General features: G+C 63.1%; 21 protein-coding genes and 1 tRNA gene. 10 read left to right on the forward strand and 12 right to left on the reverse strand.

Annotation, left to right across the window (positions count from 1 at the left end):
- Window positions 1–50 precede the first annotated feature (50 nt).
- The 4 genes from MNR02_RS01975 to MNR02_RS01990 all read right to left on the reverse strand — a co-directional run bounded on the left by MNR02_RS01975 (window position 51) and on the right by MNR02_RS01990 (window position 4,735).
- Window positions 51–1,082 (reverse strand): esterase-like activity of phytase family protein, encoded by a 1,032-nt coding sequence (locus MNR02_RS01975; RefSeq protein ID WP_371746689.1) that lies wholly within the window; start codon window positions 1,080–1,082, stop codon window positions 51–53.
- Window positions 1,072–2,970 (reverse strand): cobaltochelatase subunit CobT, encoded by a 1,899-nt coding sequence (gene cobT, locus MNR02_RS01980; RefSeq protein ID WP_241947896.1) that lies wholly within the window; start codon window positions 2,968–2,970, stop codon window positions 1,072–1,074. Before cobT ends, MNR02_RS01975 begins: the two co-directional genes overlap by 11 nt.
- 16 nt (window positions 2,971–2,986) lie before the next feature.
- The gene (gene cobS, locus MNR02_RS01985) at window positions 2,987–3,985 is read right to left on the reverse strand and encodes a cobaltochelatase subunit CobS (protein WP_241601156.1); all 999 of its coding nucleotides are present in this window, start codon (window positions 3,983–3,985) and stop codon (window positions 2,987–2,989) included.
- Window positions 3,986–4,102: 117 nt separating this feature from the next.
- Entirely contained in the window at window positions 4,103–4,735 is a 633-nt protein-coding gene (locus MNR02_RS01990; RefSeq protein WP_241601157.1) for a J domain-containing protein, read from the reverse strand.
- A 113-nt stretch (window positions 4,736–4,848) separates the two neighbouring features.
- Here MNR02_RS01990 and MNR02_RS01995 point away from each other — a divergent pair, with 113 nt between their 5' ends.
- Window positions 4,849–5,127, forward strand: coding sequence for a BolA family transcriptional regulator (locus MNR02_RS01995; protein ID WP_241947897.1), 279 nt, complete (start codon window positions 4,849–4,851; stop codon window positions 5,125–5,127).
- 1 nt (window position 5,128) lies between these two features.
- Here the strand turns inward: MNR02_RS01995 and MNR02_RS02000 are convergent, their stop codons facing one another.
- From MNR02_RS02000 to MNR02_RS02010, 3 genes are read right to left on the reverse strand one after another with little or no spacing between them, the layout of a single operon-like run.
- Entirely contained in the window at window positions 5,129–6,013 is an 885-nt protein-coding gene (locus tag MNR02_RS02000) for a transporter associated domain-containing protein (RefSeq protein WP_241947898.1), read from the reverse strand.
- Window positions 6,010–7,137 carry a 3-dehydroquinate synthase gene (aroB, locus tag MNR02_RS02005; protein WP_241947899.1) on the reverse strand — a complete coding sequence of 376 codons (1,128 nt, stop codon included), beginning with the start codon at window positions 7,135–7,137 and terminating at the stop codon, window positions 6,010–6,012. Before aroB ends, MNR02_RS02000 begins: the two co-directional genes overlap by 4 nt.
- 10 nt (window positions 7,138–7,147) lie before the next feature.
- Window positions 7,148–7,726, reverse strand: a complete 579-nt coding sequence (locus MNR02_RS02010; protein WP_241947900.1) for a shikimate kinase — start codon at window positions 7,724–7,726, stop codon at window positions 7,148–7,150.
- 129 nt (window positions 7,727–7,855) lie between these two features.
- Between MNR02_RS02010 and MNR02_RS02015 the strand changes: the two genes are divergently transcribed.
- The 6 genes from MNR02_RS02015 to MNR02_RS02040 all read left to right on the forward strand — a co-directional run bounded on the left by MNR02_RS02015 (window position 7,856) and on the right by MNR02_RS02040 (window position 12,521).
- Window positions 7,856–8,005 carry a hypothetical protein gene (locus MNR02_RS02015; RefSeq protein WP_241947901.1) on the forward strand — a complete coding sequence of 50 codons (150 nt, stop codon included), beginning with the start codon at window positions 7,856–7,858 and terminating at the stop codon, window positions 8,003–8,005.
- Window positions 8,002–8,949: a site-specific tyrosine recombinase XerD gene (gene xerD, locus MNR02_RS02020; protein WP_241947902.1), complete on the forward strand. Its 948-nt coding sequence runs from the start codon at window positions 8,002–8,004 to the stop codon at window positions 8,947–8,949. Before MNR02_RS02015 ends, xerD begins: the two co-directional genes overlap by 4 nt.
- Window positions 8,950–9,027: 78 nt before the next feature.
- Window positions 9,028–9,981, forward strand: coding sequence for an acetyl-CoA carboxylase carboxyltransferase subunit alpha (locus MNR02_RS02025; protein WP_241947903.1), 954 nt, complete (start codon window positions 9,028–9,030; stop codon window positions 9,979–9,981).
- 192 nt (window positions 9,982–10,173) lie between these two features.
- Window positions 10,174–11,667 (forward strand): murein L,D-transpeptidase family protein, encoded by a 1,494-nt coding sequence (locus MNR02_RS02030; RefSeq protein ID WP_241947904.1) that lies wholly within the window; start codon window positions 10,174–10,176, stop codon window positions 11,665–11,667.
- Complete coding sequence (locus tag MNR02_RS02035) at window positions 11,664–11,912, forward strand: sulfurtransferase TusA family protein (RefSeq protein ID WP_241601166.1); 249 nt, start codon at window positions 11,664–11,666, stop codon at window positions 11,910–11,912. Before MNR02_RS02030 ends, MNR02_RS02035 begins: the two co-directional genes overlap by 4 nt.
- Window positions 11,913–12,068: 156 nt before the next feature.
- Window positions 12,069–12,521 (forward strand): GNAT family N-acetyltransferase, encoded by a 453-nt coding sequence (locus MNR02_RS02040; RefSeq protein WP_241947905.1) that lies wholly within the window; start codon window positions 12,069–12,071, stop codon window positions 12,519–12,521.
- A 52-nt stretch (window positions 12,522–12,573) separates the two neighbouring features.
- On the opposite strand, the gene MNR02_RS02045 is transcribed toward MNR02_RS02040, so the two are convergent.
- Both MNR02_RS02045 and MNR02_RS02050 read right to left on the reverse strand, forming a co-directional pair.
- Window positions 12,574–13,743, reverse strand: coding sequence for a GTP-binding protein (locus MNR02_RS02045; protein WP_241947906.1), 1,170 nt, complete (start codon window positions 13,741–13,743; stop codon window positions 12,574–12,576).
- 29 nt (window positions 13,744–13,772) lie between these two features.
- Window positions 13,773–14,888, reverse strand: a complete 1,116-nt coding sequence (locus tag MNR02_RS02050) for a D-alanyl-D-alanine carboxypeptidase family protein (protein WP_371746690.1) — start codon at window positions 14,886–14,888, stop codon at window positions 13,773–13,775.
- 131 nt (window positions 14,889–15,019) lie between these two features.
- Between MNR02_RS02050 and MNR02_RS02055 the strand changes: the two genes are divergently transcribed.
- Both MNR02_RS02055 and MNR02_RS02060 read left to right on the forward strand, forming a co-directional pair.
- Window positions 15,020–16,180, forward strand: a complete 1,161-nt coding sequence (locus MNR02_RS02055; RefSeq protein ID WP_241947907.1) for a M20 aminoacylase family protein — start codon at window positions 15,020–15,022, stop codon at window positions 16,178–16,180.
- Between the two features lie 181 nt (window positions 16,181–16,361).
- Window positions 16,362–16,438, forward strand: a tRNA-Arg gene (locus tag MNR02_RS02060).
- Between the two features lie 13 nt (window positions 16,439–16,451).
- On the opposite strand, the gene MNR02_RS02065 is transcribed toward MNR02_RS02060, so the two are convergent.
- Window positions 16,452–16,835 carry a CAP-Gly domain protein gene (locus MNR02_RS02065; RefSeq protein WP_241601171.1) on the reverse strand — a complete coding sequence of 128 codons (384 nt, stop codon included), beginning with the start codon at window positions 16,833–16,835 and terminating at the stop codon, window positions 16,452–16,454.
- Between the two features lie 22 nt (window positions 16,836–16,857).
- Complete coding sequence (locus tag MNR02_RS02070; RefSeq protein WP_241601172.1) at window positions 16,858–17,574, reverse strand: META domain-containing protein; 717 nt, start codon at window positions 17,572–17,574, stop codon at window positions 16,858–16,860.
- 189 nt (window positions 17,575–17,763) lie between these two features.
- Between MNR02_RS02070 and dxr the strand changes: the two genes are divergently transcribed.
- Window positions 17,764–18,939 (forward strand): 1-deoxy-D-xylulose-5-phosphate reductoisomerase, encoded by a 1,176-nt coding sequence (dxr, locus tag MNR02_RS02075; protein ID WP_241947908.1) that lies wholly within the window; start codon window positions 17,764–17,766, stop codon window positions 18,937–18,939.
- 16 nt (window positions 18,940–18,955) lie between these two features.
- Here dxr and hemA read toward each other — a convergent pair whose 3' ends face one another.
- Window positions 18,956–20,170: a 5-aminolevulinate synthase gene (gene hemA, locus MNR02_RS02080; protein WP_241947909.1), complete on the reverse strand. Its 1,215-nt coding sequence runs from the start codon at window positions 20,168–20,170 to the stop codon at window positions 18,956–18,958.
- Window positions 20,171–20,402 lie beyond the last annotated feature (232 nt).

Raw genomic sequence — 20,402 nt, forward strand, 5'->3', positions numbered from 1 at the left:
GAACCGTTCCTGACCAGATGACAGCCGTCCGCCGCGCGCGGGCGGCTTTTTCAATTGGGAAGACGGAATTCCAGCATCAGGTTGCGCTGGAGGATGGAGTGGTTGTCGTCGGAAACGACGATGATCCGGATATCGTCCGGCGCCATCACCACGACGTCCAGCCCCTCCATATTGTCGATCTGCTGGCTGAGATCGGCATCGATCAGCACTTCGCCATCGACGACCGCGCCAGGCCGGATCGTATCGCCGTCGATACGGCGGATGCGCATACCCATGCCGTCTGCCAGGCGGAACCGCCGCTCCAGGACGATCAGGTCACCGTTCGGCAGAAAAGCGCCGTCGGTGATGTCCCATGGGTCGTTGCGTTTGACGAAGAAGATGCCGGCACGCGGACCGGAAAGCACGGCGGCAAAGACATTGCCGTCGGGATCGAGGCTGCGTTCGGTGACTGTAACGAGCGCCGCACCGAGCGGCCCTGCCGCAGGCGACAGGGCAAGCGTCTCCATGCCGCGGTTGAAGCGCAACTCCTTGGGGTCGATCAGGAAGGGTATGCGGCGCTTCGGCCGCGCTTCCATGAAGCCGGGATCCGGGTAGGCGTCGATCCGGTGATAGACCTCGAAGGAAACCAGCGCCTCGCCATCGACGAGTGCGAGGCCTTCGGCATCCATCCTGTTCTTGACGCGCTCGTCTTGGCCGTTGCGATCGAACATGGACCGCGTTTTCACGTCGGTGATGCCGCTCAGCCGTCCGTCAGCATCCCGTTCGATACGGCCGGTCAGCCAATGCCCGGTATCGAGCACGGCGACGAAGCTTTCGCGATCCTCGCGGAAACGAATGGCCGAGATGGAGCCAAGCAGATTGGTGCTTGAGGTGTAGCTGATGCCGCCGAGGAATTCGAGCTTGCCGAAGATGCGTTGGTCGGATCCGAGCATGAACCGCGAGAAGGCGCGGTTGACGACGGGAACATCGATGATGTCGGCTGCGGCCGGGCGCGCGGCTGGCAGGCAGAGGGCGGCGCAGAGAGCCGCACCTGCAAGCCGTTGCAGCAGGGATTGCCGGGCGGGCGTCAGCTTAGCCCGCACGGCGGCGGGCCGGGCGGCTGCTTGTCGTCTCGTCGGCGAAGAGGGAAGCAAGCTGCTCCGTCATGGCACCGGCCAGTTCGTCTGCATCGACAATCGTGACGGCGCGGCGGTAGTAGCGCGTGACGTCATGGCCGATGCCGATGGCCAGAAGCTCGACCGGCGAACGGGTCTCGATCTGTTCGATGACGGCGCGCAGGTGTCGCTCGAGATAATTGCCGGGGTTCACCGAAAGCGTCGAATCATCGACCGGCGCGCCGTCGGAAATCATCATCAGGATGCGACGCTGCTCAGGCCGTGCCAGAAGACGATCATGCGCCCAGATCAGAGCTTCGCCGTCGATGTTTTCCTTGAGCAGGCCCTCACGCATCATCAGGCCGAGATTGCGGCGCGCGCGCCGCCACGGCGCATCGGCAGCCTTGTAGACGATGTGGCGCAGGTCGTTGAGGCGGCCGGGCGATTGCGGCTTGCCACTGCCGAGCCACTTCTCGCGCGACTGGCCGCCCTTCCACGCCTTGGTGGTGAAGCCGAGGATTTCGACCTTCACGCCGCAGCGCTCCAGCGTGCGCGCGAGGATATCGGCGCAGGTGGCGGCAACGGTGATCGGCCGGCCGCGCATGGAGCCGGAATTGTCGATGAGCAGCGTCACGACCGTATCGCGGAAGGTCGTGTCCTTCTCGCGTTTGAAGGACAGCGGCTGCATCGGATCGATGATGATGCGCTGCAGTCGGGCGCTGTCGAGATAGCCTTCTTCAAGGTCGAATTCCCAGGCGCGGTTCTGCTGCGCCATCAGGCGGCGTTGCAGGCGGTTGGCGAGGCGGCCAACAGCGCCCTGGAGATGGGCGAGCTGCTTGTCGAGGAAGGCGCGCAGGCGGTCGAGCTCCGCTTCGTCGCACAGCTCTTCCGCGGTGATCGTCTCGTCGAATTCCTGCGTGAAGACCGTGTAGTCGACCTTCTCGTTGAAATCGGAGAACGGCTGGTTCGGGCGGCGGACTTCGCCGGGTTTGTCCGTCTCGTCGCCGTCGTCGTCGGCGAGGTCGTCGTCGGAGATTTCCGCGCCTTCCATCTCGCCTTCTTCCATCTGCTCGTCGGACGTTTCGTTTTCGTCGGCAGGGGCGCTGTCGTCGCCAGCCTCTTCCTGGCTGTCGCTGTCGTCCTGTTCGTCGCTGCGCGGCTGGTTCTCGTCCTCGGGCGTCTGGCTGTCGTCCGTCTCGGTCTCGTCGTCGCCGTACTGTTCGGCAACGTTCATCGACGCGAGCATGTTGCGCACGACGCGGGAAAAGGCCTGCTGGTCGTTGATGGCGGCCGTGAGGCCGTCCATGTCCTTGCCGGCCTTGTCTGTGATGAAATTGCGCCAGAGGTCGACCACCTGGCCGGCTGATGCCGGCGGGGCCTGCCCCGTCAGCTTCTCGCGCACCAGAAGCGCCACGGCCTCCTCGAGCGGCGCATCGGCCTGACGGGTGATCGCGCCGAAATTGGCCTTGGCGTATTTTTCTGACAGCACGACGTTCAGGTTCTGCGCCATACCCTGCATGCGGTTCGAACCGATCGCCTCGACACGCGCCTGCTCGACGGCATCGAAGATGGCGCGGGCATCCGCTCCCTGCGGCGACATGGTGGCGTGCACGCGGGCGTCATGGCAGGCCTTGCGCAACGCCATGGAATCGCCGAGGCCGCGGGTGAGCGCGACTTCGGCCGGCGAGGGCCGCTTGCTCAGTTCCGGCAGGCGGATGCGCTCGCCCGTCATGCCCGGACGCTCGTTGGCGAAGGTGACCTCCACCTCCGCATCGCCGGAGACGGCGCGGACACAGCCCGTCACCGCGCGACGGAACGGTTCCATATCGACCACGCCGCCGGGCCTCGGCTTCGAATTGTCTCCGCGAGATGCCATGCGCTTCTACCGGGCCTTAGGCCGTGGCCTCCAGCACGATGTTGGCCGCACTTTCCTTCAACTCGATGCCGAAGGCGCGCTGGTAGAGTTCGGCAACCAGCGTGCGTTCAAGCTCATCACACTTGTTGAGGAAGGTGACGCGGAAGGCGAAGGCGATATCACCGAAGATTTCGGCATTTTCTGCCCAGGTGATAACGGTACGCGGGCTCATGACCGTCGACAGGTCGCCGTTGATGAACGCTGCGCGGGTGAGATCGGCCACGCGCACCATGCGGGAGATCGTCTCGCGGCCGTCCTTACCGGCGGCAAGACGCTTCACCTTGGCGGCGACGATGTTCACTTCGTTGTCGTGCGGCAGATAGTTCAGCGTGGTGACGATCGACCAGCGGTCCATCTGCGCCTGGTTGATCTGCTGGGTGCCGTGATAGAGGCCCGTAGTATCGCCGAGGCCGACCGTGTTGGCGGTGGCGAACAGGCGGAAAGCGGGATGCGGGCGGATGACGCGGCTCTGGTCGAGCAGCGTCAGGCGGCCCGACGATTCCAGAACGCGCTGAATGACGAACATGACGTCCGGGCGGCCTGCGTCGTATTCGTCGAAGACGAGCGCGACATTGTGCTGGTAGGCCCAGGGCAGGATGCCGTCCTTGAACTCGGTGACCTGAAGGCCGTCCTTGACGACGATGGCGTCCTTGCCGACGAGGTCGATACGGCTGACATGGCTGTCGAGGTTGACGCGCACGCATGGCCAGTTGAGGCGGGCTGCGACCTGCTCGATATGGGTCGACTTGCCGGTGCCGTGATAGCCGGAAACCATGACGCGGCGGTTATGGGCAAAGCCTGCGAGGATCGCCAGCGTGGTTTCGCGGTCGAACAGGTAGTCCGGATCGAGATCCGGCACATAGGCGTCCGCCTTGGAGTAGGCCGGGACCCGCAGGTCCGTATCAATGCCGAAAACCTCCCGTACGGAAACCGTGGTGTCCGGGAGGTTGGAAATATCGATATCCATCTTGCTCATCACGTCTCCGCGGGCGGCGGGCTCTCCTCCACCCAAATGTCTGTTGCCGGCGATGCTCGTCTGTTTCGACCGCATTCATGCGATGCCCGGCGGGAATCCGCCCGACTGCAAAATGCTCTAGCAGAAGCCGGCCTGCTTTAACAATTGATATGCTTGGATGACCGCGCGAAAACGCTCTTCCGAGCCCCTATCACCGCCATTTGCATCCGGGTGGTGCTTTTTGACAAGAGATTTGTATGCCGACTTGATGTCGTCGCTTGTCGCATTCGCCGAGAGGCCTAGCGTATCGAAAGCCTTCGCCTCCAGAGTCTTCAGCTTTCTTGCGCGGGGCTCCATCTGCGGGCGGCGGCCCTTGCTCTCGTTGAAGAAGCCGAAGGGGTCGCGCATGCGCTGATTTGCCCCGGCCGAGCCCGAGCGCACATTGCCCTGCGCGGGGCCGTTCTTGGACGCCTTGTTGACGCCTATGGTCCAGGTCGGGCGATGGCCGGTGATGGCTTCCTTCTGGTAACGCGCGATCTCGCCGTCGGAGAGGCCGGAGAAGTAGTTGTAGCCCTTGTTGTATTCCTTCACATGCTCGAAGCAGAACATGAAATACTGGCCTTCGGCATTGCGGCCTACGGGCGCGCGATGCACGGCATTCTCTTCGCAGCCGTCCCACTGACAGATCGGCGCGGAACGTTCGGGACGCTCCACGCGCCGCTTCGTGCGAATGCGGTCGAAGTATTTGGAATCGAGTTTCATGGCGCTCATTATGGGGTTGCGGCGAGCCCGCAACAAGAATTGACAAAGCGGATTGTTGCTGGCTTTGTGAAACTATTTTGTTGCGTTGCGACAAGCGGTTTTTTCAACGCAAAGGTTTTTCAATGTCCGTAAAATCCAGCATCGCCGAGAAGCTTGAAGCGGCCTTTTCGCCCGAACGTCTCGAGGTCATCAACGAGAGCCATCTGCACGCCGGCCATCATGGCCATGACGGCGAGGGCGAGACGCATATGCGCGTGCGCATCGTCTCGGCCGCCTTCGCCGGCATGGGCCGCTTGGCGCGCCACAGGGCAATCAACGATCTCGTGACGGCGGAATTCGATGCGGGATTGCACGCGCTCGCCGTCGAGGCTGCGGCTCCGGGAGAGCCAACGCGTTGGTAGGTCAGGCTGCGGGCTGCTCCGGCTCGATAGGGCGGATGCGCAGACGCGTGACGCGGTTCTTCACCCGTTTCATCACGATGAAGCGCTTGCCGTAGAAGGTGAAGGCCTGTCGTTCCTTCGGAATCGATTTCGATTCGTGGATGACAAGACCGGCAATCGTCGTTGCTTCCTCATCCGGCAGGTTCCAGTCGAAGGCACGGTTCAGGTCGCGGATCGGGACGCTGCCATCGACGACCAACGAGCCATCGGCTTCGCGCCGCACGCCCTGGACATCGACATCCTTTTCATCGGACAAATCTCCGACGATAACCTTCAGGATGTCCTGGAGCGTGACGAGGCCCTGCACCTCGCCATATTCATCCACAACGGTGGCGAAATGCTCCTTGCGACGCAGGAAGGCGGTGAGCTGTTCCTTCAGCGTCGTCGTGTCGGGGACGAACCACGGCTTCTGCGCGACCTTGGTGATGTCTAGGTTATTCGGCTCGATACCGGGCTCGGTGAGCGCGCGCAGGAGGTCCTTGGCGTGCACGACGCCCACGATGTTGTCGACCGAACCTGACCAGAGCGGCATGCGCGTGTATGGGCTTTCCAGCACTGCCCTGACGACCTCTTCCGGCGGATCGCCGGCATCGAGCCCGCGCATGGTCGTGCGGTGGATCATGATGTCGGACACTTCGAGCGCATCAAGATCGAGCGCGCTCAGGAGTTTTTCCCGGTCGGGTCGTGCTGACGAGCCGTCGCTCTGGCGGCGTTCGCCCTCGGCGTCGCGCGCACCCTGATGATTGCGCCACCGGAACAGCAGGATGACGAGAAGGATCAGGCCGAGGACAAGGACGATCACCGGCCAGGAGAAGGGAGCGAGCGCGGCGGGCGTTTCGCTGTTCATGTCGGCAGCTTTTCCTTGAGGAAGGCGATGACTTCGGATTGCGGCACGTCATCGGCGACGAAGGACTGGCCGACGCCGCGCGTGAGGATGAAGGTGAGCTTGCCGGCCTTGACCTTCTTGTCCTGCGCGATGGCGTCCATGAGAACCTCCGCCGGCGGCAGGCCGCCTGGAATTTCGCCCATGGTGGTGGGGAGGCCGACCTCGCGCAGATGGGTTTCGACGCGCTTGCCGTCGTCGGGGCTGCACAGGTTCATGCGGGCGGAAAACTGGTGCGCCAACACCATGCCGATGGAAACGCCTTCGCCATGCACGAGGCGGGCGCTGTCATAATGCGTCGCCGCCTCCAGCGCGTGGCCGAAGGTGTGACCGAGATTGAGCAGCGCGCGCTGGCCGTTTTCCCGCTCGTCGGCGGCGACCACGTCGGCTTTCGCCTGGCAACTCGTGGCAATTGCTTCGATGCGCGCCTCGCCGCCAGCAAAGACGGCCCGCCAGTTCTGTTCGAGCCAGTCGAAGAACTCCGGCTTGTCGATCAGGCCATATTTGGCGACTTCGGCATAGCCGGCGCGGAATTCGCGGGGTGAGAGCGTGTCGAGCACGTCGGTATCGGCGAGCACGAGGTCGGGCTGATGGAATACGCCGATCAGGTTCTTGCCGTGCGGGGAATTGATGCCGGTTTTGCCGCCGACGGAGGAATCGACTTGCGCGAGAAGCGAGGTCGGCACCTGGATGAAGCGCGAGCCGCGCCGCACGATACCGGCGGCAAAGCCGGTGAGGTCGCCGATCACGCCGCCGCCGAGCGCCACGACCGCGTCGTTGCGCTCGATGCGGGCAGCGAGCACGCTGTCGCAGACGCTGACGAGATGTTCGAAGCTCTTGGTCTTCTCGCCGGCTGGCAGCACGAGTGAAACGGCGTCAATGCCTTCGGTCTTGAGGGCAGCCATGAAGCCATCGAGATAGATCGGGGCGACGTGTTCGTCGGTGATGACGGCGATCTTGCGGCCCTTGAGCCGAAGTGCGATCTCGCGTCCCGCGGCGGCGATGAGCCCGGGGCCGATAAGAATATCGTAGGAGCGGTCGCCGAGGTCGACCCGCACGGTGCGGCGCGCGGTGGCTGAAGCAGTCATGGCTATCTCGTCAGGTTTTGCGGGTGGCGGCGATCGCGGCAAGCACCTCGTCCACCATGGTTTCTTTTCTCACATCCCGCGAAATGACCGTGACCTCGGCTTCCGCATAGATCGGATAGCGGGTGTTCATGAGGTTTTCGAGTGTCTGGCGCGGGTTTTCCGTCTTCAGCAGCGGGCGGGTGTCGCGTTTGCTGACCCGCTCCCACAGCACGTCGAGATCGGCCTTCAGCCAGACGGTCAGCCCGCCGCGCTTGATGTGCCGGCGCGTGTTCTCGTTGATATAGGCCCCGCCGCCGGTGGAGACGACGCGCGGTCCCGACCGCAGCAGCCGCTTGATGACGCGGGTCTCGAGCGCGCGGAACTCCGCCTCGCCGTAGGTGGCGAACAGGTCGGGGATCGACATGCGCGAGACGCGCTCGATCTCGTGGTCGGAATCGACGAAGGGAATGCCAAGCGCCTGGGCGCTCATGCGCCCGATCGCCGACTTGCCGGCGCCCATAAGGCCGATCAGCACGAGGTTGCGTTTGCCGAGGGCGGCGCGGGCCTCTGCGGCAAGCGTAAGGGGGGGCTGTTCGATCAGCTCGGTCATTGCGTTTTCCGGGTTTTCGTCCCTTTCCGTATCGACAAAGCGCCGGAAGCGTCAAGCCTGCGTGACCATCCATCCCTTGCACTGGCGGCAGGGCAGGGCGATATAGAGGACGTTGCCCCGGAGACTGCCATGCCCACCCTGTTCCGATTCCTGTTCATCTGCGCCGTGATCGCCGGGTCGATCTACGGGGTGATGGTGGCGCTGGTGACCTTCGTCGAGCCCAGCGAACGCGAGGTCACGATCCGGATACCCTCCGAACGGGTAAACCCGCTGCAATGAGGGATCTGTCAGCGCTTCAGGTCGAATCCTTTCTCGAAATGATGAGTGCCGAGCGCGGGGCCGCGACCAACACCCTGCAATCCTATGAGCGCGATCTGGAAGACGCAAAATCGTTCCTCAACGCGGGTGGTGTGCGCCTGACGGAGGCGGCGCCGGACGATCTGCGCGCCTATCTCGGCCATCTCGCCAAACAGGGCTTTGCGGCGTCGTCGCAGGCGCGGCGGCTTTCGGCGCTGCGGCAGTTCTTCAAGTTTCTCTACAGCGAGGGACTGCGCGGCGACGATCCCACCGCCATCCTTGATGCGCCGAAGAAGGCGCGTTCGCTACCCAAGACGCTGTCCGTGGATGATGTCACGCGTCTCATCACGCGGGCCGAGACGGAAGCGGGCGAGCCTGGCGGCAATCTTCTCCTGAAGCGGCGCATGCATCTGCTCGTCGAACTGCTCTATGCCACGGGCATGCGTGTCAGCGAGCTCGTTTCCCTGCCGGGGAGCGTCCTCGCGCAGACCGGACGGTTCCTCGTGGTGAAGGGCAAGGGCAACAAGGAGCGGCTGGTGCCGCTGTCGCGCGCCGCCGTCACTGCGATGGAGGCCTATGGCGAAGCTCTGGCGGCCGAGATCGGCGACGATCCGGCGGCGGGAGACTTCCTGTTTCCGGCGCAGAGCAAGGAGCGGCATCTGCCGCGGCAGGTCTTTGCGCGCGATCTGAAGGCGCTGGCCGGACGGGCGGGAATACGGGCCGCGACGCTATCGCCGCATGTGCTTCGCCATGCTTTTGCCAGCCATCTGCTGCAGAACGGCGCAGACCTGCGCGCGGTGCAGGAACTGCTGGGCCATCAGGACATTTCGACGACACAAATCTATACGCATGTGCTGGAAGAACGGCTGCACGAGCTTGTTCAAAACCATCACCCTCTTGCCAAACAGGCGAAAAAAACGGATTAGGACCCCCATCGCTGGCGACTGGCCCTCTGGCCGACGGCAGCCTGGCGCGGTTTGAGCAAACGATCGGAAACGCATCTCATGCACAATTACCTCGATTTCGAAAAGCCCATCTCGGATCTCGAAGGCAAGATCCACGAGCTTCGCAAGCTCGCAGAAGAAGATGAGAGCATCGACACGAGCGACGAAATCGGCCGGCTGGAAATCCGCGCCCGCGAGGCCATGGCCGATATCTACGCCAAGCTGACGCCCTGGCAGAAGACGCAGGTCGCGCGCCACCCGCAGCGTCCGCATTTCGTCGATTATGCCTCCCAGCTCTTCGAAGAGTTCACTCCGCTTGCCGGCGACCGCAAGTTCGCCGAGGACGAAGCGATCCTCGCAGGGCTCGGCCGCTTCCGCGGTGAGGCCGTTGCCGTCATCGGTCAGGAAAAGGGCAACGACACCAAGTCGCGCCTGAAGCACAATTTCGGGAGCGCGCGCCCGGAAGGCTACCGCAAGGCTATCCGTGTCATGGAAATGGCGGATCGCTTCGGCCTGCCCGTCATCACGCTGATCGACACGGCCGGCGCCTATCCGGGCATCGGCGCGGAAGAGCGCGGCCAGGCGGAAGCCATCGCCCGCTCGACGGAGATGTGCCTGAATGTCCGTGTGCCGATCGTCTCGGTCGTGCTGGGCGAGGGCGGTTCCGGCGGCGCCATCGCGATCGCCACGGGCGACCGCGTCTACATGCTGGAGCACGCGATCTACAGCGTCATTTCGCCGGAAGGTGCGGCATCGATCCTCTGGCGCGATTCGACCCGCGCTAAGGAAGCGGCAAGCAACATGAAAATTACGGCCGAAGACCTGAAAGGCTTCGGAATCATCGATGGTATCATCCCCGAGCCGATGGGCGGCGCCCACCGCGACCCGCAGGCTGTCATCGCGCGTACGGGCGATGTCATAGCTTCGTCGCTGAAGGAGCTTTCGGCCAAGCCGGGCGACCAGCTGCGCAAGGACCGCCGCCAGCGCTACCTCAATATCGGCCGTCAACTCTGATCGGGGCGGCGCCCGCGCCGCCTTTGCCGCATCTCGGCCATATTCCTTGTGTCTGAAACGGGTGCAGCCGGTGTTCGGCTGCGCGAAGGAATTCCCGGTTAAGCATTTATGAAGTATAAGCCGGTTACGACAGCCTGTTCCGCCTTGCCGGTACGACGGCTCGCGATCTGACGATAGCTCACGGACCCTTGCATGCGCCTGTCTGTTCTTGCCGCTGTTTCGCTTCTCGCCGTGGCTGCCGCGGGATGCACCAACGAGACCCTCGATTCCTTCGACAAGGTCGATGTGGATATCTCCAAGGTCTCCTCGAAGACCAGCTATCAGCTGTCACCGTCCATCGTGAGCAAGCTCGCGTCGATGAAGATCGACCGTTCCTCGCCCATCATGCTGCGCATCTTCAAGGAGGAAGGCCGACTTGAACTGTGGAAGGCCGACCGTACCAACCGTTTCCAGCTGGTGCGCAACTACAAGATCTGCGCCTGGTCCGGCAAGCTCGGCCCGAAGATGAAGGAAGGCGACCGCCAGGCGCCGGAAGGCTTCTACCCGCTCTCGCGAGCGAACATGAATCCGAATTCGAGCTATTTCCTGGCGATCAACACCGGGTTTCCGAATACCTATGACCGCGCCAACAAGGCGAGCGGCACGAATCTCATGATCCATGGAGCATGCTCGTCGTCGGGCTGCTATTCGATGACCGACGAGCAGATGCTGGAAATCTTCGCCTTCGCGCGCGATGCCTTCGATGGCGGGCAGAAATCGGTTCAGCTCCAGGCGTTTCCGTTCCGTATGACGGCGGAAAACATGGCGCGTCATCGCGACAATCCCAATATCGAATTCTGGAAGATGCTGAAGGTCGGCTACGACCATTTCGAGGTGACGAAGCGTCCGCCCGAGGTGAATGTCTGCGAAGGCAAATACATCTTCAACCAGCAGGCGGAAAAGCCGTTCTCGCCGGCTGGCGCTTGCCCTGCGATGAGCACACCCGGTGCGCTGGAAACGGCGCTCGCAAGCTACAACAAGACCTATTCGACGGCCTATGCCAAGGCGATGAGCAAATATGCCGGCACCGTCTGGATCGAGCCGTCCGAGGCCCAGCGCAAGGCCATCGTGGCCGATCAGCGCAAGGGCCGCGAACTGGCCTATGCGCCGACCGGCAACTCTCTCGATGCCGGCAAGCTGATGACCGAGCGCGAGATCGCCGAACAGAAGCGGAAGGCTGAAGAGGCCGAACGGCGCAAGGTCGAGGCTGCCGAGCGCGCAGTGCGTGAAGCCGAGGAGGCCAAGAACAAGGCCGCGGCCGATTTCGCGGCAGATGTCGCCGCCGCCAAGGCGGAAAAGCAGGCGCGGGGCGTCGGCGCTCTGCCGGTGCCGGAACACAATCCGGGGATTGCCGCTGCCGTCGAGAAGAAGGAGAAGAAACCCTTCTGGAAGCTCTTCAGCCAGGACAGCGAGCCGCGGGAGGCAGAGCAGGTCCAGCCGGTCGTCAATGAAAACGTCGCTCTCCAGGGCGATCAGCCGGTGCGCGCCGGCGAAACCGCGACGTCAGCCGGAAAAAGCGCAAGGAACGCGCCCGTCGAGCAGCAGACGGAGGCGGTCGCCACACTGCCCGTTGCCGGCGGTGAAGCAGGCCAGCAGGTCGTCGAGCGGACGCAGAAGAAGCCGTTCTGGAAGTTCTGGCAGAAATGACCGGCAATGCGGCGCGGGCGGAGGCCGAGGTCTATGACCTGCGCGGCCTGAAATGCCCGCTTCCGGTGATGAAGGCCCGCAAGCGGCTGTCCAAGATGCGCGGCGGGGCGGCCCTCTGGGTGGAGACGACGGATCCGCTCGCTGTCATCGACATTCCGCATTTCTGCCACGAGGACGGCCATGCGCTCGAGGCAAGCGAGCGCATCGAGGGCGGCCACCGTTTCCTCATCCGCAAGAAGGCCTGAACCTCAGGCCCTTGGCTTATCCATCCTTCCGGGGTATATCGTGGCCGTCGCGTTAGAAGGAGATGGATGCACAGAAGCCCCAATTGAACCGCTTTGTCGCGGTGCTCCGAGCGTCCAGCGGGCGCTGTTTTGTGCATTCTAATCTACGGACAAATCATGAAAAACGTGGAAATTCGCATCCGCGCCTATGACGAGGCGTCGGATCTTTTGAAACTGTCTGCCATCTGGTTCGAAGCCTCAATGGCTGCGCACGCATTCATCGGTGAGGCGCGTCTGCGTGAGCAGCGTGTCGCGATCGAAACGATCTACCTGCCGCAGGCGGAAACCTGGGTTGCCTGCCACGCCGGCGCGCCTGTCGGCTTCATCAGTCTACTGGACACCTTCATCGGAGGGCTGTTCGTGGCGCCGGACCGGCAGGGATTGGGAACCGGCCGTGCACTCATCGCCCATGCGCTTGATCTGAAGGGCGAGCTGAGCCTGGAGGTCTACACCGCGAACGTGCAGGCCTATGGCTTCTACAAGAGCCTCGGCTTTGAAGAGCTGTCACGCCGGGCAACCGACAGTGAAGGGTTGCCCTTCGAGAATGCCATGATGCGATTGAAGGCCTAGAAACTTCGGCAGGGCGGCCATGCCGCCCTGCTTGGGCCCTTACGACCGGCTGCTAGAGCTTGAGGCCCGGAATGGCGAGTGGATTCTCCGCGAGAGCGGCGCGGTCCGGGCGGTCTATCTTCGGCGTGCCGGTAAAGGCGTCGAAGAGGTCGCGTACGAAAGCCTCCGGCAGATCCTTCGTGATCAGCACCAGGCGTGTGCGGCGCTCGGCGCCTTCCGGCCAGGCGGCCAGCCGCTCCGGCGGGTGGAACACGCTCTGCACCCCATGCAGCACCAACGGCCGTTCGGGACTGTTTTCCATCAGCACGATACCCTTCATGCGCAGCAGCTTTTCGCCGTGAGCCGAGCGCAGGAGATCGATGAACATTTCCAGTGCCATCGGATCGATCGGCCGATCGTGCAGGATGCTGAAAGAACGGATCGTCGCGTCATGGCGCGTCACGTCATGGGCGTGCTGGTGGCCGTGGTCGTGGTGGTGCGCGTGATCGCAACCGTGGTCGCAATGATCATGGTGGTGATGGTCGTGCCCATGATGGTGGTGGTCGTGCGTCTCTTCATGCAGCCAGCGGCGGACATCCGGAATCTTGCTGCCGGGATCGTAGAGGCCGTTCGCCAGCAGGTCGGGGCTGGCAAGGCCGGGAGCATCGACATCGGAGACGACGGCACGCGGATTGAGCGCGGCGATTTCCCGGCGCACGGCATCGAGCGTCGCCGTGTCGGCAAGCGAGGCCTTGCTGATCAGCACGCGGTCGGCCACGGCGACCTGCTTGACGGCTTCCGGATGGTTGGCAAGCGTCGAAAGGCCGTTGACCGCATCCACGACGGTAATCACCCCGTCGAGGCTGAAGGACTGCGACAGGACAGGATTGCCCATCACCGCCTGCAGCACCGGGGCGGGATCGGCAAGGCCGGTCGTCTCGATGACGATGCGTTTCAGTGGCTGGATCTTGCCCGTCTGCATGCGATCCATCAGATCGGCCAATGTATCGACCAGTTCGCCACGGATGGTGCAGCACAGACATCCGTCCGAAAGCTCGATGATCCCGTCTCCCGATTGCTCGACCAGCAGATGATCGATGCCCACCTCGCCGAACTCGTTGATGATGACGGCCGTATCGGTGAGTGCGGGGTCTTTCAGCAGGCGGTTGAGCAGGGTTGTCTTGCCGGCACCCAGGAAGCCGGTCAGCACGGAAACCGGCACACGCCGCTCAGCGATTGTCATGGTCGCTCCAGTCAGGAATCAGAGGTCAATCAGAAGGTGGGGCGCGGGATCGGGACGGGCACGTTGGCGATGTCGCCCACGGCGTTCGACGCGACCGTCTCGACGCCATCAGGCTTTGCCGTATCGCCGCCACTCAGAAGGCCGGCGAAAACGAACCGCAGCGGCCGGTCGAGTTCATGGATGTAGGGCGATACCAGCTTCTGGCGGCCAGCCTCATCGCGACCTTCGCTGCGAACCTTGGCGGCATGCTTGGAGCAGATTTCCTGCGAGATGTCGGCGACCACATCGCGCGTCTCGCCATAGGGCCTGAGCTGGCCGAGCGTGGGAACATTGCCGGGGCGACCCGTCAGGCCCTTCTGCAGCATGCCGGCGGAAATATCGGCGCGCGCGCCGAGGCTGTCGGAGCCAAGAACGACGGAAACGACGCTGCGGCCATTGCGGGTGGCGGACGAAACCTGATTGAAGCCCGATGCGCAGATGAAGCCGGTCTTCATGCCATCAGCGCCGTCGAAGCGGCCGATCAGCATATTGAAGTTCGGATACTGCTTCTTGCCCGTCGTGAAGCCTTCCAGCGAGAAATAGGAGGCATATTGCGGGAATTCCCGCTTCAGCGTCACGGCGAGGACCGCGAGGTCGCGGGCCGTCGTATACTGGCCCTTGCCGGGCAAGCCGTTCGGGTTGATGAAGCGTGAGGAACTCATGCCGATGCGCTTGGCTTCGGCGTTCATGCGGTCGACGAAGGCCGGTTCGGAGCCGGAAATCGATTCGGCGATGGCGACGGAGACATCATTGGCGGACTTGACGAGGATGATCTTCAGCGCGCTGTCCAGCGTCATCTTCTGACCGGGCTTGAAATACATCTTGCTTGGCGGTTCGGCGGCAGCGTGCTTGCTCATCGTGACAGGGCTGTCCAGCGTGATCTCGCCGGCCTTGATGGCGCGGAAGACCGTGTAGGCGGTCATGAGCTTGGTCAGCGAGGCCGGATACCAGCGCTGGAAGGCATCCTCGTGCTCGATGACCTGGAGCGTGTTGACATCCACCAGCATGCGCGGGCCCGCCATGGTCGCGGTTGCGGAGAGGGTGGCTGCAAGCAACAGGGCGGAGCCCAGAAGGCGCGCGCCCAAGCGCGTCGTACGTCCGTTCATCTGCAAAGATCTGTCCTCGAAATCGGGAGTTGTCTCGAACCGTCGCCCTATTTAACCTATATGGCATCGTGATGGCAAAGCCATCGAGAGCCGATGGCCGAATTTCAGGCTGAAATGACAGGACGTGTTGCATGCCGATTCTGAACCGCGCCGCAGAAATGCAGGATGAAATCGCCGGATGGCGCAGGCACCTGCACCGGGAGCCGGAGCTTCTCTTCGCGGTGGAGAAGACGGCCGCCTTCGTGGCCGAAAAACTGCGTGAGTTTGGGGTCGACGAGATCGTCACCGGCCTCGGACGCACGGGCGTCGTCGGCATCATCCGTGGTAAAGGCGCGGGGAACACCATCGGTCTTCGCGCCGATATGGACGCGCTGCCCATCGAGGAGGCGACCGGCAAGCCCTGGGCCTCGACCGTTAGGGGCAAGATGCATGCCTGCGGTCATGACGGCCACACCGCCATGCTGCTGGGGGCTGCCAAGTATCTCGCTGAAACGCGAAACTTCACCGGCAGCGTCGCGGTGATCTTCCAGCCGGCGGAAGAGGGCGGCGGCGGCGGCAACGAAATGGTCAAGGATGGCATGATGGAGCGCTTCGGCATCGCCGAGGTCTACGGCATGCACAACCTGCCCGGCATGCCAGTCGGCGCCTTCGGAACGCGCCCGGGTCCCATCATGGCGGCTACCGATGAGTTCACCATCATGGTGAAGGGACGCGGTGGCCATGCGGCCTTGCCGCACAAGACTGTCGATCCCATCGTCATCGGTGCGCAGGTCGTGACAGCGCTGCAGACCATCGTGTCGCGCGTCGCCGACCCCATTGATTCGCTCGTCGTGTCCGTCACCAAGTTCAATGCGGGCTTCGCCCACAATGTGATCCCTGAAACGGCGCAGCTCGCCGGCACCGTGCGCACGCTGAGCCCTGATATGCGCGAAGGGGCCGAAGCCCGTATCCGGCAGATCTGCGCCGGCCTTGCCGCTGCCCATGGCGCCGAGATCGTCGTGACGTACCACCGCAACTATCCGGTTACCGTCAACCACGCGCAGGAGACCGGCCATGCCGTCGCCGTGGCGCGCGAGATTGCCGGCGATGCATCGGTCGAACCCGCCATCGCCCCGATGATGGGCGGCGAGGATTTCTCCTACATGTTGCTTTCCCGCCCCGGTGCCTTCATCTTCGTCGGCAACGGCGATACGGCCGGGCTGCATCATCCCGCCTACGATTTCAACGACGACGCCATCCCGCATGGCGTGACCTACTGGGTCAAGCTCGCCGAAAGCCGTCTCGCCGCCTGACGAAAGTGCCCGGCCGCCGAAAAGCCCAGCCGCGGCCGTTCGGAAAGTGAATATGTAGGGGATGGAGTGATTCTACCCGATGGCTGACTGTGCCATGCTGCGATGTTGCGGAGGGAACGCGTGGTCGCACCACGGAAATCGCTTGGCTTCACGCTAAGGCTTTTGTATGGGTGCAGTCAGTGGTCCCGTAGCTCAGCAGGATAGAGCACCAGATTCCTAATCTGGGGGTCCCGCGTTCGAATCGCGGCGGGATCACCATTTCCCCGAAAGATCAGACGTCTTCCTTTTCACGCTCCGGCGTGACGACGCGTGGCTTGGGGCGTATGGCGGGCACGATGGAAGGTTTGGAGACGACCGTCTTCGGCTGCGGAGCCTTGATGCCAAGCATATTGCGGATGCGGTCGGAGACCAGCGGGCGGAAACGGCTGGCTCGGAAGGGCATGTCGACGGCGCCGTAGCCCTCCGGGCCGTCATCCTTGCCGCGATAGAGTTCCATCAGCTTGATGCCGTAGAAGTCGCCATCCACATAATGCCGGTAGTGGCCGGCCCAGCGTACCGTATAGACCTGCCCCTTGCGGATGCCCTGATCGATCGAGACGTTCTTGAAACGGTCATTGATGCAGACGACCTTCTGTCCGACCTGGAACGTGGGCATGGCGCTCTTCCTTTCCGTGCCGTCAACCGGTCTTGCGGCAGATGACGCCGGGGGCATTTTCGCCCTTCGTCAGGTCGTAGAGGGTGGCTTCGTCGCCCTTCGTCCACCACTCGAAATGGCCGCCGGCATATTTCGCGCCTGATGCCGCGATGACGTTGGAGGCTATGAACGTTTCCTCGCCGCGCCGGATCACGGCCAGCGAATTGTCGCCGACATTGATATATTCAACGACGATGCGCAGTTCGTCGTCGCACTGGTAGTTGATAGTCTCGCGCGCGACGCTCTGTTCCGGGCCAGGCAGACGGATGACGACATCGGTGTTGTTCTTCATCGCCGCAAGGCGAATCGCTGGGGCACCTTCCTTGGCGGTGAGGTGGAGGATGCCGTTTTCCAGCTTCCACGATGTGACGGTGCCGAGCGCGTCGAAGAACTTCTGCTCCTGATCCATGATGGCGGGCGCGCACATCTTGCGGGTTGCGGCCGCCGGCGCGAACGCGATGTTGCCGTTCTGCACCTTGAGCTTGCCGCGATAGGTATTACAGCCGCCATTGCCGCCATAGGAGCCGTCCGGCTTGATCTCCAGCGTCGTCTGGAGATTGTCGATGACGCCGTTACCGGCGATGTCCTCGGCGAGCCACGTTCCGCCGAGACCACCGGGGACCGGCTCGTCGGCACAGGCCGGAGCTGCCGCCAGAATGGCAAGGCAAGCGAGGGTCCATACTCTCAGGCGTCGGTGCACAGGTTTCTCCAATCACGTCCAGGTCTGCAGACCGTTTGCGGGGACGTTATGGCCGTCCGGGTGAAAAGGTCAAGCGGCCGGTTCCAGAACTCCACCCAAGCCTTTGCTTTACAGCATTTCCATGACTTGTTGCAGGCGTCTTTCGCCTGTAGAGCCTCTTCTGACAAGAAGAAAACTGCGGACCCCATCATGGCTCTCGACGCGCAGCAAAAGCGACGCATCACCATCCTCGGTTCTACCGGCTCGATTGGCACCAGCACGCTGGACGTGCTGCGGCAGCTCGGCGGCCGTGACCGTTTCGACGTTCTCGCCGTCACCGGCAACGGCAATGTGGACCTGCTTGCCGCACAGGCCAGGGATTGCGGCGCACGATTGGCCGTGACGGCTGACGAAAACCGCTACGGCGCGCTCAAGGATGCGCTGGCCGGCACCGGGATTGCGGTAGCGGCCGGGCGCGCGGCGCTGCTGGAAGCGGCATCCGGCGAGGCGGATTGGGTTATGGCGGCGATTGTCGGCACGGCGGGCCTTGCGCCGACGCTTGCCGCGGCAAAGCGCGGTGCCGATATCGCGCTTGCCAACAAGGAGTGCCTCGTGTCGGCGGGCGACCTCTTCGTTCAGGCCGTGGCGGAAGGCGGGGGGCGGCTCATCCCCGTCGACAGCGAACACAGCGCGATCTTCCAGGCGCTGGAGGACGATCAGCGTCATGCCGTGGAGCGTATCGTGCTGACGGCCTCCGGCGGTCCGTTCCGCACCTGGAGCCGCGAGCAGATGGCGGGTGTCACGGCTGAAATCGCGCGCGCCCACCCCAATTGGTCCATGGGCCTGAAGATTTCCATCGGCAGCGCCTCCATGTTCAACAAGGCCTTGGAGATGATCGAGGCGAAACATCTCTTCGATGTGCGGCCAGACCAGATCGAGGTGGTGGTGCATCCGCAGTCGATCATTCATTCGATGGTGGGTTATGTCGACGGCTCGGTGCTGGCGCAGCTCGGTGCGCCCGACATGCGCACGGCGATCGGCTATGCGCTGACCTATCCGCAGCGCTCGCCGCTCGATGTCGAGCGGCTGGATTTTGCCAAACTGTCCCGCCTCGATTTCGAAGCGCCTGATGAGACGCGGTTCCCGGCGCTCCGCCTGGCGCGCACGGCGCTCACGCGCGGCGGGCTTCAGGGTGCGATCATGAACGCGGCGGAGGAGGTTGCTTTCCACGCCTTCGTCGGTGGACGGATCGGGTTCCTGTCGATGGCGGATATTGCCGAGCAGGTGATGGACAAGCTGGCGCATCTGTCGCCGGCAGCATCCATGGACGATGTCTTCGCCGCAGACGAAGAAGCCCGACAGGTGGCTGCCGGGCTTATCAGGTAAGGCTGCGTCTTCTATATCAGGCGACGGCGCGGGCCAGTGCGCAACGCGACCACAGCGAATGCAGTGCGCCCACGAGATGCTCGATATCGGCATCGGTGTGCAGCGGCGTCGGCGTGATGCGCAGACGCTCGGTCTTGCGCGGCACGGTCGGGTAATTGATCGGCTGGACATAGATGCCGAAATTATCGAGCAGCAGGTCCGAGATCCATTTGCACTTTGATGCATCGCCCACCATGACCGGCACGATATGGCTCGGGTTGGGCATGTGCGGGATGCCGGCGCGGTCGAGTGCCGCGCGCAGCTTGCGCACGCGGTCCTGATGGCCGAAGCGCTCGATCTGGCTTTCCTTGAGGTGGCGGATCGAGGCGAGCGCACCGGCGGCAAGCGACGGCGGCAGCGACGTCGTGAAGATGAAGCCCGATGCGAAGGAGCGCACGAAATCGCACAGCGCGGTGGAGGCGGCGATATAGCCGCCCATCACGCCGAAGGCCTTGGCGAGCGTACCCTCGATAACGGTGAGGCGATCCATCAGGCCGTCGCGCTCGGCAATGCCGCCGCCGCGCGGGCCGTACATGCCGACGGCATGCACTTCGTCGAGATAGGTCATCGCGCCGTATTTGTCGGCGAGATCGCAGATTTCCTTGATGGGCGCGATGTCACCATCCATCGAATAGACCGATTCAAAGGCAATAAGCTTCGGCGCCTTCGGGTCGGCTGCCGCAAGCTTGGCTTCGAGGTCCTTCACGTCATTGTGCTTCCAGATCACGCGCTCGCACTTGGAGTGGCGAATGCCCTCGATCATCGATGCGTGGTTGCCGGCATCGGAGAAACAGATGAGGCCGGGTATCTTGGAACAGAGCGTGCCAAGAGCCGCCCAGTTCGAAACATAGCCCGAGGTGAAGAGCAGCGCCGCTTCCTTGCCATGGAGGTCGGCAAGCTCCTGTTCGAGCAGGACGTGGTAGTGGTTGGTGCCGGAGATGTTGCGGGTGCCGCCGGCACCGGCGCCACACTGGTCGATGGCGAGTTTCATCGCCTCGGTCACTTTCGGGTGCTGGCCCATGCCGAGATAATCGTTGGAACACCAGACCGTGACATCCGTCGGGCCTTCGGCCGTATAGCGCGTCGCCTTGGGGAAGCTGCCCTTCTGGCGCTCAAGGTCGGCGAAAACGCGATAGCGGCCTTCCTGATGCAGGCTGTCCAGCTCGTTCTTGAAGAAAGTCTCGAAGTCCATCCAGAGTCTCCAGCCCGGCATCGTCCCGGGCATTATCGTCATTGACGGTCGTTCATCCGGCTATATCAGGCGCCCATCCTTCGCAACGCGTCGCGCTGCGGCAAATCGGCGCCACCTTTGAACCATTCCAATGTATGTTAGGTCCCCAAAGGCCATTTCCTATTGATGCATGTCAAGTCTGCACGAAAAAAGGGACGGGCTGAACCGCTCGTTTCATCGAACCAGTTTCAGC

It is taken from the genome of Shinella sp. H4-D48 (genome assembly GCF_022637395.1).
GTDB lineage: Bacteria > Pseudomonadota > Alphaproteobacteria > Rhizobiales > Rhizobiaceae > Shinella > Shinella sedimenti.

Coding starts and splice junctions, on each gene's coding strand:
- cobT (WP_241947896.1), bottom strand. CDS start 2,970: ATGGCATCTCGCGGAGACAATTCGAAGCCGAGGCCCGGCGGCGTGGTC.
- cobS (WP_241601156.1), bottom strand. CDS start 3,985: ATGAGCAAGATGGATATCGATATTTCCAACCTCCCGGACACCACGGTT.
- MNR02_RS01990 (WP_241601157.1), bottom strand. CDS start 4,735: ATGAGCGCCATGAAACTCGATTCCAAATACTTCGACCGCATTCGCACG.
- MNR02_RS01995 (WP_241947897.1), top strand. CDS start 4,849: ATGTCCGTAAAATCCAGCATCGCCGAGAAGCTTGAAGCGGCCTTTTCG.
- MNR02_RS02000 (WP_241947898.1), bottom strand. CDS start 6,013: ATGAACAGCGAAACGCCCGCCGCGCTCGCTCCCTTCTCCTGGCCGGTG.
- aroB (WP_241947899.1), bottom strand. CDS start 7,137: ATGACTGCTTCAGCCACCGCGCGCCGCACCGTGCGGGTCGACCTCGGC.
- MNR02_RS02010 (WP_241947900.1), bottom strand. CDS start 7,726: ATGACCGAGCTGATCGAACAGCCCCCCCTTACGCTTGCCGCAGAGGCC.
- MNR02_RS02015 (WP_241947901.1), top strand. CDS start 7,856: ATGCCCACCCTGTTCCGATTCCTGTTCATCTGCGCCGTGATCGCCGGG.
- xerD (WP_241947902.1), top strand. CDS start 8,002: ATGAGGGATCTGTCAGCGCTTCAGGTCGAATCCTTTCTCGAAATGATG.
- MNR02_RS02025 (WP_241947903.1), top strand. CDS start 9,028: ATGCACAATTACCTCGATTTCGAAAAGCCCATCTCGGATCTCGAAGGC.
- MNR02_RS02030 (WP_241947904.1), top strand. CDS start 10,174: ATGCGCCTGTCTGTTCTTGCCGCTGTTTCGCTTCTCGCCGTGGCTGCC.
- MNR02_RS02035 (WP_241601166.1), top strand. CDS start 11,664: ATGACCGGCAATGCGGCGCGGGCGGAGGCCGAGGTCTATGACCTGCGC.
- MNR02_RS02040 (WP_241947905.1), top strand. CDS start 12,069: ATGAAAAACGTGGAAATTCGCATCCGCGCCTATGACGAGGCGTCGGAT.
- MNR02_RS02045 (WP_241947906.1), bottom strand. CDS start 13,743: ATGACAATCGCTGAGCGGCGTGTGCCGGTTTCCGTGCTGACCGGCTTC.
- MNR02_RS02050 (WP_371746690.1), bottom strand. CDS start 14,888: ATGAACGGACGTACGACGCGCTTGGGCGCGCGCCTTCTGGGCTCCGCC.
- MNR02_RS02055 (WP_241947907.1), top strand. CDS start 15,020: ATGCCGATTCTGAACCGCGCCGCAGAAATGCAGGATGAAATCGCCGGA.
- MNR02_RS02065 (WP_241601171.1), bottom strand. CDS start 16,835: ATGCCCACGTTCCAGGTCGGACAGAAGGTCGTCTGCATCAATGACCGT.
- dxr (WP_241947908.1), top strand. CDS start 17,764: ATGGCTCTCGACGCGCAGCAAAAGCGACGCATCACCATCCTCGGTTCT.
- hemA (WP_241947909.1), bottom strand. CDS start 20,170: ATGGACTTCGAGACTTTCTTCAAGAACGAGCTGGACAGCCTGCATCAG.